1 protein-coding gene is annotated in these 16,243 nt (G+C 65.5%); it reads right to left on the reverse strand.

The genetic code is table 11. The annotated features are described in order from the left end of the window. Positions 1-16,227 (reverse strand): leukotoxin LktA family filamentous adhesin, encoded by a 16,227-nt coding sequence (locus ACPPVR_RS28710; protein WP_426609924.1) that lies wholly within the window; start codon positions 16,225-16,227, stop codon positions 1-3. Positions 16,228-16,243: the final 16 nt, after the last annotated feature.

Raw genomic sequence — 16,243 nt, forward strand, 5'->3', positions numbered from 1 at the left:
CTACCACACCTCCGCGAGACGGCTCACCGCCGGCTTCGTCATCCCGCCCGCCGCTGCATCCTTCCAGCCCGGGCGGCCCGTGCGCTGCCCCTGGCGCCGCAGCTTGCGCATGTCGCTGAGCCCCTCGACATTCACGGCCGGTCCGGACCCGATGGTCTCGACCGGCCGCGGCGACAGCAATGCGTCGAGCCGAGCATGGCCGGATAGACCGAGCTGATAGAACGTGCCCCCGCTCTTCTGCGCCAGCCAGGTATCGATGCTTTCATAGCCCTCGCCGTCGACGGCGATGTTGCGGGCCATGCTGGCGCCTGTGTAGTCGTTGCAGCAGGCGTGGCTCGACCCGTAATTGGTGACGGTCGCCGAGATATCGCCGCTGTAGAACACCACATAGGCGTTGGTGACGTTGGCGTTGCCGACCTGGCTCATCGTGAACACGCCGTCCGGCTGGTAGAGCTGGAGCGTCGGCCCATTGCTCGGCGCCGGCGTGCGGTTGTTCAGGAACACCTGCTCCGTCGCCGTGGTGAGAACCAGCTGGCCCGGGACGTATCCGTTCAGGATCGTCACGGAGCGCGCGTCGGTCAGGAAGTTCGCGTCCACCACCCTGAAATTGTTCACGATGATGCTGTCAGGGTCGATCGTGATGTCGGCGTATTTCGCGACGCCGCCATTGTAGCCAGTGATGTTCAGGATCAGCGGAATCTGCGGGTTCGAGCGGACCTGCTCGCCCTTGACGTGGATGGTATCGGCGGCGAGGTCGAGCTCCCTGACCACGCTGACCCAGTTGATGGTCAGGTCACCCGACGAGGTCATCTTGACGACGTCGCCGGTGATCCGATCGAACGTCACCGACCCCGCCACATCGAAATGCGTATCGCCGTGAGCGGTGATCGCTCCGCCGTGGAGCGAGCCGGTGTCGGACTTGACGTCGAGATCGCCGGCATCGCCCAGGATACCGAGCGTCGTGATCTGGCTGAACGTGATGTCGTCATGGGCATGCAGGGTCTGCGTGCCGCCGCTGGTGGACGTTCCGACGGTGATCCCTCCGGTCGTCGCGGTGACGCTGAGCGTGCCGCCTGCCGTGAGGTTGTCCCAATGAACGACCGTGCCGCTCAACACCGCGTTGCCGGTGGTCGCGGTCAGATTGTGGCCGGTGTTCGACAAGGCCGCGAGCAGCGTCGCCGAGCCGTTGGCTGCAACCGAGCCCTGGGTTACGACACCGCCCACCATCGTGGTCTGGCCCAGGATGAAGCCGTTATCGGCGGTGACGCTGATGTTGCCGACGTCGCCGGTGGTGCCGGTCGCGGTCAGCGCCTTGAACGTCACGTCCTGGCTGGCATGGATCGTCTGCGAGCCGCTGCTGCTGGCGATGCCGATCACGATGCTGCCGTTGGCGGTGACGGCGCTGAAGCTGCCGCTCGCGCCCGTCGCCGTGCCGGCCACGACCTGGTCGAGCCTCAAGCCGCCGGTGCCGAGGATGTCGACGTTGCCGTTGACCGCCGAGAGCAGGCTCGCCTCGGTGTCGGTAAGCGCCTTCAGGTAAATGCCGCCGGCGCTCGCGCTCGCGGTCAGCAGCGCGGCGTTGAAGCCGAGCCGGCTCGTTGCGCTGCCGATGCCGTTCGAAGCGCTCAGCGACAGCGCGGCACCGGTGCCAGAGGTCACGAAAGTGGTCTGGCCATCGCCATTGCCAATGATCGCGCCCAGCGAGGCCACACCGCCGGCGGTGACCACGATCGACGGCGCATTGCCGGCCGCGGCATAGGACAGCGACGTGTTGAGCTGGCCGAGGATCGCATCGCTCGTCGTGGTGACCGAAATCACCTTGGCCGCGTCGATCGCGGAATAGGCGCCCATCGACAGTGTCGCTGCCACCAGAGTCACGCCGTCAGAGCTGCTGGTCGCAACCACCGGTGCCGTGCTGGTGCCGGCTGCGAAGGTCATGCCGCGGTTGGCGAGCAGTTGCATCAGACCGTCGCTGGTGAGGCTGGCATTGATCGTGAGCGCACCATTCGGCACGTTCAACGTCATCGCGCCGCCGGCGGTCAGCGTCCCATAGGTGCCGCTTGTGCCAACCGAGAGGTCGCCGGTAACGGCGAGAAGGCCGAAATCGCCGCCAGCGGAGCCGGTGACGGTGCCGGAGATGTTCACCTGCAAGGGCTGGAACGTCGAGCCGTTGAAGCCGATGCTGCCGCCGGCGCGCAGATCGAGGTCGGTGCCCAGAATGTGGATCGCCGTACGGTCCGAGAAGCCGCCTTCGGCATAGATGCTTCCGGTCGCCGCGAGCTGGATCTCATTGCCGGCGGAGATGTTGCCGAGGACGAGATCGCCGGTGGTCTGCTTCACATAGATGCCCTGCCCGGACGAGACCTGGTCGAGCTGGTCGTTGGCTGGGTCGGCGAAAGCGATCTGGATCGCATTCGCGTTGGTCGCGGGATTGCTTCCGGCGGCCCCGGGCGCACCGATATTACCGTGCTCGGCGATCAGGGTCAGGTTGCCGATATCCCCGGAGATCGCGGGCAAACCGGTCACGCCGGCGGCGGTGATGCCGGTCACGGCGTCGAGCTTGACGTCGCCGCGGCCGGTCACCTGGATGCCGTTGGCCTGCGCCGCCGCGATCGGGCCGTAGCTCGCGGTGATGCCGCCGAGCGTGAGGCTGTTCTTGCTGCCGAGATAGACATTGGTCAGCGCGTTGGCCGAGATCGCGATCGGGTTGTCGAGGACGACGAGGTTCTGCTGCGACAGGCCGACCGTATAGGTCACGACATGGGTCGTCGGGTCCGTGACCGCGCTGACGGTGAGCTGGCCGGGACCGGCCGAGGAGAGCAATCCCCTCTGCACGGTCGACAGCGACGAAGAATCGACGCTGGTAAAGGTGAACGTCTGGGGCGCCGCCGAATTGCCGACCGAGCCGTGCGGCGCGTAGAGCATGATCTGGCTCGCGCTGATATTGGCCGCGACGTTCGGGTCGATCGGCGGCGGGGCCGCGCCGACGGCCGACGACGAAACCGTGTAGGCAAGCTGGCTCTGCGTCCACTGCGCGCCCGCGGTGATGATGCTGTAGACCTGCTCGGTCGACGCGAGCGTGTAGCTGTAATTCGCATTGTAGGTCGTGAGCGCCGTTTGCAGCGCCGTGTTGCTCGGCAGGCGCTGATTGGCGGTCGTCACGCCGTCGAACAGCTTCGCGAACAGGGTCGTCGACAGCGAGCTGCCGAACACGGTCGCCAGCGCATCCGTGGGTGCGCTTCCGAGCAACGTCGTCAGCGAGCTCTTGAGCTGGTCAGTCGAGATCTTGCCGAGCAGGAACTGATCCCTCAGGAACCGCGTCGTGGCTTCGACTTGCATGTCCGTGGTCGAGACCCTGGAAGGATCGATGCCGAGCTTGGCCGCCACCTGCGCCCGCAGCACCGTCAGGCCCACCGAGGTCGGGTTGTAGGTGCTGCCGTTCGTGAAGGCGATGTTCTTGAGCTGGAAGTAGTCGTTGTAGGCCGACGTGACCATGGACTGGTAGCTGTTGACGGCGTTGGTGGCGGGGTTGCCGTTGAGCAGGTCGAGATTGGCCCAGACGGCCTGGAGATGCGCGCTCTCCGCCGCGGTGATACCGGCGGCCGCCTGGCCGTTCAGGATGCTGGCCTGGTTGCCGTCAGAGCCGGCGGCCTCCAGGAAGACCGGGCCTCCGGTCGACTGGATCGTGCCGAGGTGCAAATCGCCCTTGGACTGGACGATGTAGGTACCTGTGGCAGAGGTGGTGTTGAGAACGCCGCCCGTTGCCTGGATGACCAGCGGATTGATGTTGGTCAGGGTGGACGCGTTATTGACGACGCTGCTCGTCGCGCCGATCGCACCAGCAGCGGAGTCGATCTCGATGTTCTTGCCGATCACGACGGGGTTGGTGACGTCGTAAGGGGACGCCGAGTTGACGTCGCCGATGGCCGAGAGGAAGACGCTGCCTTGCGGCGCCTGGCCGGCGACGGCCGGGGCCACCACCACCTGGTTGATCGACAGCGCGCCGATCGCGGCGATCGAGATGTCGTGGTCGATCGAATTGGCGGTCAGGCTGCCGCCAATCAGCTGCACCTGGATCGGAACACCGTTCGCGCCGAGCGTGCCGATGCCGCCTGGCGCCGACAGGTTGATACTGGTGCCAGAGATCACCGGGTTGTTCGCATGCGCGCCGACCGTGATCGACGAGTTGGCGCCGGTGGCCGTGAGCGAGGTCGTGCCTTGCGCGTTGTTGATCGACCCGTTGAGGACGATGCTGGAGTTCGACGTGACCGCAACCGTGCTGGTGCTGCCGCCGTTGAACTGGATGTTGATCGCGTTCGACGCCTTGACCGTGTTGGTCAGCGTCAGGGTCAGGTGATCGAATATCTCCTGATACCAATTGTACTGGTTGTCCGAGCCGCAGCATCTATCGGGGTGCGTGTTGCCGCCAGCACCGTGAGACGAGCCGGTCGCAGTGACGACTTCCTGGAAATTGCTGGTCTGTAACTGGCCGGTGGTGCCGCCGCCAGTGGCCTGCTGCACATTCGAAACCAGGCTGACCGTACGGGTCCAGTTCTGCCCGGCGTTGGGCGTATAAGTCCAGCCATAGTCGAACTGCGTGCTGGTCACCGGACGATCCAGCGTCGCCGTGTCGACCCACTGATAGTACATGTTGGCCTGCGGCGCGTACTGGACGCCTGCCGTGCCAGTCGTGCCTGCAAGCATCGTGGCGTCGAACTGGTTCGCATTGACGCTGTTGATCTCATACTTCGACACCTGCTGGCTGCTCGCAGCCGTGGGATCGAAGACGTACCACGTCGTCTTCGCCTTGAGCTGATCGACGATCTCGATCACGCTCGGGGTGGTGACGCCGGTGTTGATGGTGTTGGTGACGAGCTGCAGGCCGGTGTTGTTGTTGACGGTGACCGTACCGGAGCCGCCGTTGATCACGAGCTTGCCCTGTGAGACGCCGTCCTGGGTCGAGGTCGAGATGATCTTGCCGTTCAGATAGATGTAGCCGCCCGAGCCCTGCACCACGCTGTTCAGGACGATCTGGTCGGTGAGCGCGTTGTACTTCGCCCCGATCGTGGCGTCGCCGGTGCCCGACGTCGTTAGATCGCCAGCCGGGATATCCCAATAGACGCCATGCTGCGCATTGGCCTGGGCCTGGGCAAGGCCCGTGCCGCTCTTGAGAGCGTTGATGTCCCTCAGCGCGTCGGCGCCGATATTGACCGAGTAGTTGCTGCTCGAGCCGCTCTGCAGGGTGCCGTTGATGTTGATGACCGACGCCGAGATGATGATCGCCTTGCCGATGATCTGGGGGTCGTTTGCCGGCGGGTTGCTCGCCGAACTCGCGGTCTTCGGCGTGATCACATCCGGCTGGATGTTGATGACCTGGAAGTAGGCCGCGCAGCGCGCGCAGTTGAACGGGGTGGAATATGTGCTCGAACCGTTGGTCGTGCCGCTGTAGACACCCTGGCCGTCATAATCGTGCTGCTGCCACGGAGCGGTCGTGATGGTTTGCGTCGTCTGCCCCTCCATGGCCGCGAGCGTGGCGGCGGTCCCCACACTGCCCGCGTTCTCATTTCCGCTACCGGGCGCCCCCTGGCCCATCGGCAAGAAGATCGCCGAATAGAGCGACAAGCCGTCGTAATACAGATTCAGCATGCGCGCGGTGAAGATCGTGCTGTTGCTCGCCGTTCCCGCAACTCCGTTATTGCCGTCGGTGCAGCAGTAATAGAAGTACGGGTGATTGGCACCGCCGGCGATGTGCACGCCGCTGTTATAGTCGCCATAGGCGCCGAGGTAGGTCGCCGCAGCCATCACCGCCGTCAGCGTGTCGTTGTCACCCGGCTTGAATTCGGTATTGGCCCATTGATCGGCGACGGTGCCGTTGGTGTCCTTGAAGCTCCCGAGACCGCCGAGGAAGGTGAACGAGCCTTTGGGCACCACCATCTGGATGGTCGCGGCATTCATTGCCTGCGACGCGACGACGCTGCCTGAATTGTTGGTGATCTTGAGCAGGCCGTTGTTGTTGGTGATGACGCCGTCCAGATAGATGTCGGGCGTGCTGGTGAGCGCGTTGCCGTTCTGGTCGACGGCCTGGCCGGTGACGGCATCCAGACGGTTGTAGGTGGCTGAGATGTCGATCCTCGGCGACGCGCTCGGCGTGGCGGTGAAGGTCACGTTGGAGTGCGAATCCGGATCAACATGATCGATCTGGCGGTAGGTGATGTTTCCTCCGCTCACATCCGTGACCGTGAGATTGTTCAGGTCCATGAAGTCGAGACCCTTGTTCTCGACCTTGATCAACGGCGAGCTCTGCGCGATGACCGCTGGCGCCGCGGGATTCGTGCCGCTGTTCCCGGTCAGCTTCTGCGCGAGGATCGAGACGTTTCCGGCGGACACCAGCATGTCGCCGATTGCAAAGGCGTTACCTCCGGCATCGGTCGTAAAGGGCGCCTGCTGGATCAACGTGTTGATCTGGCGCTGGATGTCGCCGGTCGCATCGGTGCCGGAGGGCGACATCGTCGTCGGGTTCGCCGTCGTTGACGTCGAGAGCCTGGAGCGGATCACAGCCTCGGTCAGGCCGGTCAGCGTCACCAGCTGGTTCACGATCAGCTGGTAGGGATTAAAGCTGGAGACGACGGTGTACTGGACCGTCTGGTGGTTCCAGCTCATCACCGGATCGAAGTGACTGACGTCGGAGACGGATTCGAGGGGAGATGCGCCGCCGTTGGTCAGCGACGAGTAGGAACTGGTCGTGGTCAGGGTCGGCGTGCTCGCGCCCAGCTCGATCGTGATCTCCACATCATTGTTGATGCCCGCCACCACCAGGCCGTTGAGAGCGACGTCGCCGGTTCCGCTTGTGTGGCTGTGGTTGTCGCTGTTCTTGGCGCTGAAGATGTCCAGATAGGGATTGTAATTGCTGCCGTTGCCGGACGCCGCGACCTGCCCCTGGTTCGCGCCCAGGTAAATGTTCTGGACGCCGAGCACGCTCGACGTGTTGGCGAGCGTCAGGCTCGTGGTGTCGTCGGCATTGGCCGTGCCGCGGTACAGGGCGGAGATCGGAACGGCGGTGTTGTTGTAGACGACCGTCGTCGCCGTCGCCTGCACGCTGCTGGCGATGCTGCCGTCGCCGGCGAGACCCGCATAGATGGTGATGTCGCCCCAGGCCTCGACTTTCGCGTTGCTGCCGACATTCACGGCCTGGTTGGCGTGCACCCAGCTGTTGGTGCTGGCGCCGACGCCGGCAATCGCGCCGTACAGACTGGCGTTGGCATTGTTGGCCGCCGCCATTTTCGCGGTCGTGCCGACGTAGATCTTGCCTGCGCTGAAGAGCTCGCGGGCATTGATGTTGACCTGGAGCGTGGCGTTCGCCGTCATGTCGGATTCGGCGCCGCCGCCGGCGAAGAAGCTCGCCGTGGCCAGGCTCGCCGTGTCGTTCGTGCTCAGCGTGTTGTAGGCCTCGATGTTGATCACCGCGCCGGACGTCCGCGGATCGTCGTTGAGGCTCAGGACCGTCCCGGCACCGACGTTGGTATAGACGTACTGGTTCACGGTCGAGCTGCTGAGCGCCGCCGCGCCCGAGAACATGCCGCCCGAGCCGGAACGCGCACCGCCGCCGGCCTGGTTGACGATGTCGTTGGAGATGAGATCCATGTCGCCGCCGGCCGAGTTGATGATCAGGTGCGTGCCGATCTCGGCGGTCGTGGTCGTGGTCACGTCGTTCTGCGCGCTGCCGCCGGAGACGCCGGCGGTCGAGGCCTGGTAGGCATCGCCGCTGGCTGCATAATTCGTGGTGTGCTTGGCGCGAATGTTGAGACCGCCGAAATACAGCGTGTCGTCCGTCGTGCCGCCGTCGAACCGCGCGTTGGTCACGGCCGTCGTGCTGGTCGTGGCGACCGCCGCCGCGCCGGCATAGGTGCCGCCCGCGCCGACCGTTGCGTTGGAGACGTTGGCATCCGTGCCGGTGGCCGCAATCTGGAGGATGCCGATGTAGCCGGTGTCGTTCAGATGGGTCGCGTCCATGTTCGCGGGCGCGCCCAGATAGGCGTAGGTGTGCGCGCTCGACGAGGTCTGGGCGACGGTCGCGCCCACGGCCAGGAAGCCGGTCGAAAGGCCGGTCGCCTCGGCGTATTGGGCGCTGTCGTTTTCAGCCGCGATGGTCACGTTGGCATTGGGAAGCGTAATTCCGGTCCCGCCGTAGGCGCTGACCGTCGCGTTCTCCGACGCCTTGGCGTAGCTGCCCTGGGCACCGATCAGCGAACCGCCGCCGCCCGCGAGCGCCCAGGCGTAGGTCGTCGTGCCGCCCGTCGGGACCAGCTCCATGGCGGCCACGGAGATCGCGCCGCCGGAGAAGATGGTGTTGTCGCCGACGTCGGCCGTGACCTGAGCTCCGACCGTCGACTGGGCGACGGCGACGCCAATCGCACCGCCGCCGACCGCGACGCCGATTGCGCTGCTCGACAGATTGGGCGTGATCGACGCCGATACCAGCGTACCGACTCCGGTCGCGGACGTGGTGATCGAGGAGCCCGAGCCGATCTCCGCAAGCACGGTCGAATTTTCGTGGGCCTCCGCATCCGCACCGACCCCGGCGACGATGCCACCGCCGAGCGCTGTTGACGTCGAGGACAACGTACCGGCCCCCTGCGCACCAACCGCGAGCGTCGAGACATCGATGACGGCGTCCGGCAAAACCTTGGCCGCGACCGAGCTCGATCGTCCCGCCGTCGCGATCGAAGCGCCGACGGCCGCGAAACCGGCGGTGACGCCGCCCGTGAAGACGACCTGCGTCGAGGAGTCCTGCGCCATCACGGCGACGCCGGTGCCGCCCGTGCCGGTGATCTGGCCGCCGACCTGGGCTGTCACGGAATTGGCCACGTTGCCGACCGCCACGGCCGCGTCCGCGCCGAAGTAAAGCCCCGCGCCGCCGGCGATCGCCTCGCTGTCGATGGTCTTGCCGGAATAGAGTCCGGTGGTGGCGTCCTTGACCTGTGCTGCGACGGTGACGGAGGGCGCGGAGACGACCGCGCTCAGATTGGCGAGCACGCTGCTGTCGACGCTGGTGTAGCCGATGCCCGCGCCGATGCCGACGTTCTTGCCGAAGCCGGCGCCGAACAGAAACATCTTGGTCGCGTTGGCGCTGACCGCTGCGACGTTCACCTGCGTACCCGTGACATTGCCGCCCGCGATCTGCGCGGTGACGCCGTCATTGCCGCCGGTCAGCACGCTGCCGACATCGTAGGTCGAGCTGACATGGGCATTGTTCGGATTGCCGGCCGTGCCGCTCGCCACCGCATCGCTGCCGTGCGTGGAGTTGGTGCTGTTGTTGACCGAGGTGATGGTGCCGTTGTTGCCCTGGTTGAGCTGACCGGTCTCCTGGCCCTGCGTGTCTGCATCGGCGGTGTTGGTGCCGATGATGATGACACCGACCGTCGCGCCGATGCCGACGCTGCCGCCGACGCCGGCGGTGACCGCGTAGGACAGCACTTCCTTGGTGCTGAGCGCACCCACATTGATGGCAGCCGACGAATTCAGGTCGCTGTTGCGGCTCTCCGCAATGGTCTGACTCTTGAAGACGATGACGTTGGCTGCGGCGCCGACGCCGACGCCGCCACCGCTGGCGCCGATCGCGATCGCGCCAGCAATCTCCTCGATCGCCACATCCTCGTTGGCGTTGATGGTGACGGCGCCGGCCGCACCGCCCGTCGTCGATTGCAGCGTGGTATCGTAGACGCCGGCGATGGTGGTGTTGTTGGCGATCTCCACGTTTGCCATGCCGGCGATCGCGGCCGTCCCGGTCGACAGCGAGCCACCGACCGAATAGGCCTGGAAGCGATCGACCGTGTTGGCCTCGACGTCGAGCGCGCCGCTCAGATTGAGCGCCGTCGTGTGCGCCGCGCCGCTGCCCTGATAGTGGAACTCGTCACCGACATAGGCCTCGGTGCGATTGGAGGAGACCTGGACCAGGAACGCGGCGGCGGCCGCCGCCTGGCTGCCATAGGCCGCCGATCCGCCGGCCGAGTAGATGCCGGTGGTGTCGTTGGCTTTGACGGTCAGCGACGAGGCTGTCATCGCGCCGCCGTCGACATAGGCCTCGGTGGTCGCAGTGAACACGTTCAGGGCGACCGAGCCGGTGTTGAAGCCGACGCCGATCGAGGACGCATCCTGCTCGGCATTGGCCTTCACGGTGACGCCGGCGACGGTCGGGGTCGTCGTCGACGACAGGCTGCCGACGGTTGAATTGGTGATGTAGGCCATCGTGGTGCGCGACATCGTCGTCGAAATGATGGTCGCACCACCACCGCCGGTGCCGGTCGGCGGCACGATGCCGGCGCCGAACGCGCCGGAATAGGAGAAGCTCGAGGCGGCGACGTCGATCTGCGGCAGCAGCCCCGCGCTGGTGAGGCGCGTATCGATGCTGGCGCCGCTGATATAGGCGTTGGTCGACCCGCTCAGCACGGAGGTGATCGGGTTGATCATGATGGCAATGCCGGAGCTCGCCGCGACCGACATGACGTTGGTGACGACGGCCTGGTGCGAGCTGGCGACGACGGCGAGGCCCTTCACCGTATCCTGGGTCTCGCTCAGGTCGGGTGTGCTGTCGGTCGGCGCCTGGAAGCCGCTGAGATCGTTGGCGTGCGCCAGGGTCCCGCTGTTGACCGACAGCGTGTCGGTCGAGCTGGTTCCGAGCGCGTCGACCTTGGTGTTCGCTCCGCTGATATAGGCCGAGGTGCTGCCGGTGATCTGGTTCGTCACCACCGAACCGGCGGCACCGCCCGCGCCCTTGCTGATGGAAAGAGCGCCGGCGGAGACGGCCACGTTGTCGGTATTGCTGGCGATCACCGCGACGTTGTTGCTGGCGGTCACGTCGGCGCCGTTGATGCCATTGGTGCCGGCAGCAGTGATGCTGGCAGTGACGTTGGTGCCCATCAGATTCGTGGCGACCGAGCCTGCGAGCCCGACCTGCGCGGAGATCGCGATGCCTAGCGCGACGGTCGAGATTTTGGCGTTCGAGCTGGCACCGACGGCGACGCTGCCGCTGGAGGTCACTTTTGAACCGATGATGCCGGCGCTGACGTTGTTGGCGATGTTGCTGTTGACGAGGGCCAGGCCCGCGGCGCTTCCCTGCGTCGACGCGCCCGCGACCGCAGCGGTGCCGGTGATGCTGGAATTGTCGGTCGCGGAGATGGAAACATTGTTGCCGGAGACGGTCGAATTCGTCGCGCTCGAATGGCTGTCGCCGATCGCGGCCGAAACGGTATTGGTGATCGAACTGATCGTCATGGCGCCGACGCCGGAGAACTGTCCGGTGGAGAGGCCGAAGCCGATCCCGACCGACTGGATCTTCGACGAGTCGATCGCGCTCACATTGACGCGGCCCGTCAGAAGCACATTGGCGATATAGGCCGAATGCGTCGTCGCAATGGTGTCGTAGAGAATCGAGGCGCCGACATTGTTCTTACCGGCCTGAATGATGCCGGCGACGGAAATGATGCTGCCGCCGGGTCCGTTGCCGGTTCCGCCATTGAGCGCGGCCGCGCTGAAATCGATGCAGTTCTGCACGCCGCTGCCACCAGCCGCCGTGCAGGTATCCGCAGCGAGGTGGCCGCTGTTGGATTTCTTGACGAGATTGCCGAGCGCGGTATCGAGATCCGACACGTCGCCGCTGTCCGCCAGCACCGTGACGCTGCCGGCGCTGATGTTCACCGTGCTGTTGCTGTTGATATAGGCCGTCGTGGTCGGCGATATCTCGTCAATGACAATGGCGCCGGCGAGCCCGTTGCCTCCCGCCCCGCCCGATGCCGCACCGGCCGCAATCACGCCGGCGCTGTCGGCCACCACCAGCAGGGTGTCATAGTTGGAGATCGCGCTCGAGAAGATGTGCGCGTCGGTCGCGTTTCCGCCGGTGGGATTGGCGATCGAGGCATAGGTCAGTCCGATGCCGACCCCGCCCTTGCCGCCGGCGACATAGAGCGAACCGCCGCCGATCGCGATGTTGGTCGTCTGGTAGGCGTCGACCTCGAGGGCGCGATTGACGCCGGTCGCCTGGCCCGTGATCGTCGAGTTCTCGATATAGGCGTTGGCGCTGTCAGTGACGATGCCGACGGATGCCGACAGCGCGGCCGCATTGCCTTCTTGCGCGCCCGCGATGCCGATGGCGACGACGGTCTCTGAGCCGCCGTTGAGCGCCTGCACCGTCACCGAGCTCTGGTTGTTGACCGTTGTGTTGGAGATGTAGGCGACTGTGGCGTTGTTGGACATCGCCGATGCGATCGCCCCGCCGATAGCCGCGCTGGTCGATCCTTCGCTTCCGGCCATGTTGGCCGCGGCCGAGCCGGAGCCGTTGTCCAGGATGGTGTCGTTGAGCGCCTGGACGATTGTCTTGGCTTCTACTCCGCTGTTCGTGGTGTATTTGTCGATCGTCCCGGCGTTCTTGATGTAGGCGCTGGTAGCGAGCGAGACGTCGCTCACCGACGAGCTGCCGGCGAGATCGATGCTGAATCCGCTGGTGCTCGATCCGGCCGAACCGGCCTTGGCCGCACCGGCTGCGATGCCCGCGGTCCCGCCGGTGGCTGCCGCGGTCACCGCCCCCGCCTTGGTCGCGAAGCTGGAGACGCTTGGTTGCGAGATCGCGGCTGCGACCGAGACCGCTGTGATGCGGCCGGACGTCGTCGCCGAAATGGTCAGAAAGTCGGCCCTGAACGAGCCGCTGCCGCCGCCGGTCCCGGAGAACGGATCGTCGGAGGTGAATGCACCGGACCGGATGTCGCTGCTGTTGTCGCCGATATAGGCTGCCGTGTCGGCGCTGGCGCCGAGATAGGCGACGGCGAGACCGACCGCCGAATTGGCGCCGATCGAGACGGCACCGGCGATCGTCAACATCGACAGGTCCTGCGCGGCATAGATGTTGACGGTCGGCGCCGAAACCGTAGCCGTGCTGCCGATCGAGGCGTGCGTCGTGTTGTCGAGCAGCGCGAGCGACGTGATGCCGTTCAGTGCCAGCGTACCGGCGGCCTTGCCCGATGTCGGCGCGACACCGAAGAACTGGTCGGTCGTGACGGCTTCGACGGAGATGTTGTCGGTCGACGACACGGTCGCATTGGCGGCAACGCCCGCGATGGTGGTGTTGGAGATCTGGACCAGATTGAGCGAGCCGCCGAACGATGAGCCTCCCGAGGTATTGCCGGGCAGGAACCCGAGCGTGCCGACACTGCCGGCCGCATCGATCGAGGCGGTATAGGACGAGGCCGTGACGGCGAGCGTCGCATCGAAGGCCTGGGTGCCGGTGTTGAGGTTGGCCGACCACGCCCCGCTGCCGCAGGTCGCAACCGTGCAGGTCGCATTCAGGTTGGCGCTGCTCGCGACCCACGCCGTCGTGTGGTTGTGGACGATGAAGTTGTTCAGCGACCCGGAAATTCCGAGCGTGTCGCCGGCGTCCGCACCTGCGTTCGCGTAGCTGGTCAGGATGTTGCCGCCGACGCCCAGATTGCCGTTGAGGTGGCTGATCACCTCGGTCAGCCCGGCCCATTGGGTCCAGGTGTTGGTGATCGGCATGGAGGTGTTTGCAGCGACGCCGATATTCGGCGCACTGATCGTGACGCCATCGCCGACATAGGCATTGGAATTGTGGGTGTAGTTGCCCCAGGCCACGGCAGCGCTCACCGCGTAGGACTGGCCGTCGATCGGGCTCGAGGTGATCGCGGCCGACGTCGCATTGCTGCGCACGCCGACGTCGGTCACGTTGGAGACCACCGCGACGTTGCCGGTCGTGTAGATCGAGGGCGCGCCGCCGCTCGAATTGGTCGCGATCGCCGCCGTCGCGTTCTCGGTGCTGTTGGAAAGCGACAGCGCCGCGGCCGCCTTGAGGTTGAGGTCGGTCGTGAGCAGCGTGCTGAACATCTGCTGCGCGATGAGGTTGCCCGTCCCGGAGCCGACGACAACGAGCCCCTGCAGGCCCGCAATCAGCGTGGGCGTGCCGGTGATGGTCGAGGACATCGTCGAGTTCGACGTGGTGTTCGAGAAAGCCTCGACCGTCACCGGACCGGTCATCGGACTGGCGCTGGTTCCCAGCGATGAGCCCAGGGTCGCGTTGGCGGAGGTGTTGATGTTGCTCATCGCCATCGCGCCGCCGACGCCGCCGTTGAGCGCCGGATTATCCAGCGCGACGGACGTCGCCGATGTCGAGAAGCTGTTGTTGTTGATCGCGTAGACGGCGAGGCCCCCGGCCGAACCGCTCGCCGTTCCAGAGCTCAGATGGGCGCCGGTTTCGACATTCGCGCCGGTCGTCACCGAGACGTTCGAATAGGCGAACGTCGCAACCACAGCCGCGCTGGTGGTCGTCGCTATTGCGGCGACATTCACCGTGGCGTTGTTGGTGGAGGTGATGTTCAGATATCCGCCGGCATTGATCGTCGCGCCGTTTGCGACGTTGGCTGAGACGCTGCCGATGACGTTGCCGACCACAACCGAGGCGCCGAACGGGAGGCCGCCGCCAATCGTGCCTGCGAGCACCGGGTCCGCGGCCGTCTCCGACCCTGTCGCGCGGATATTGATGTTGCCGCTGCCGCTGATATCGGCATGGCTGTTGATGGCCACATTCGCCGTCGCGCTTGCGGCGACATAGCCGCCGTTCACGCCCAAATTCAGCCCCGCAACAGACTCGCCGACGAGCGCAAAAGTCGAGCCAAGCGAACTCAACATGCTCGACGTCGCGGTCGAGGTCGCGCCGATGAAGATGTCTCCGCCGGTGATCTTGCCGTCGACCGTGATACCCGTCGTCGCATAGGCGTGGCCGGACATCAGGGTCTGGATCGCCAGCGCCGCCAGCGTCACGTTGCCGCTCGTATAAGTGGTTCCGCCGGTGTTAATCGCCTGCGCGAGAATCTGCGCGCCGTTGTTGATGACGATCGTCGGTGCATCGATCTCGACATTGATGGCGTTGCCGACCGAATGCGTCTTGGTGGCGTCGAGGTTACGAGCGTCGATCATCGCATGCTGGGCGAGCGTGACCGTATTGTCGGCCTGGACGAGATAGGTCGCGCCGGCGCTCAGCGCCGCAATGGCGTTGGCAACCGAGGTGTTCGACAGGGTCACACCGGTGTCGCCCTGGCTCGTGTCGCCGATGACCACGTCGGTCGGGTCGATCAGCAGCGTACCGGCCTGCCCGGCCGGCGCGCTGAGGTTGATGCTCACGCCGCTGCCGACGTCGATGATGCCGTTTCCGCTGAGCTCGACCAGGCCTGCATTGCCGGTCTTGGAGCTGGCGTCGATGACGGCGCCGGTCTTGACCGTGACGTCGTTGCCGGCCTTGACCAGGACGCCGCCGGCGTCCCCAGTCGTGCTCGCCGTGCTCAGTTTCGCATTCTTGCCGAGCTCGACGTTGTTGCCTGCCGCAACAGTGATGTTGCTGGGCGTCGTGGTCTTGCTGCGCGCCGTCAGCCGTCCGTTGACCGTCGCCTTGTTGACGGCGCCGATATGGATCGAGCCGTTGCTGACGGTGATCGCGGCTGCGCTGCGCAATCCCTTCGAATTGACCGAGGCGGCGAACTTCGCGGCGTGATCGAGATTGGCGATGTCGCGCTGGCTCGCGCCGCCGACGAAGACGTTCTGCCCGGTGAGGCGGACGCCGTCGATGGCGTTGACCCGGCCGTAGATGCGGATGTTGCCGTCCGGCGAGACCGGGAACGAGCCCGCCATCAGATTGCCGACCGCCGTGCCGTTGATCGCCCCTCCCGGGCCGATCAGGCTGTCGGTGAACTCCCGCGTCGGCGTCGACACGTTGAGGCTGCCGGTGTTGACCGTGCCGCTGCGGCCGACGACGAAACCCTTGGGATCGGCGAAGTAGACGTTACCGCCGATCGCACCGTTCATATACGAATTGAGCGTGCCGTTGACGTAGACCGGCGCGTCGCGAACGATGTTGACGAGATTCTGCGTTCCGTTCGGCAGTTGCAGGTTGACGGTATTGCCCTGCCCGACGCTGAACTGCGAGAACGAGTTGAAGGCGCTGTTGCCCGAGACCGTCGACGTCGTGACATTGGTGACGCCGCCGGAGCTTTGCAGGGAGGTGCCGGTGCGTCCATCCGGCGTGATCACATTCGCCGTCTGCGCCTGAAGGCGGACGCTGAACACCGGCAGGAAGACCATCTGCATCGCGCACAGCAGCGACATCGAACGGAAACGCGCGAGCCCTCGCAGCGTCAGTTCGTCGTTGTCTCGCGTCGCAAATGGCCCGCGCATGTCAGATCCTCGTCAT

The organism is Bradyrhizobium sp. McL0616, from assembly GCF_049993385.1.
Classification (GTDB): Bacteria; Pseudomonadota; Alphaproteobacteria; order Rhizobiales; family Xanthobacteraceae; genus Bradyrhizobium.

What these genes read in the sequence shown, in the direction of transcription:
- ACPPVR_RS28710 (WP_426609924.1), bottom strand. Translation starts at nt 16,227, where the DNA reads ATGCGCGGGCCATTTGCGACGCGAGACAACGACGAACTGACGCTGCGA.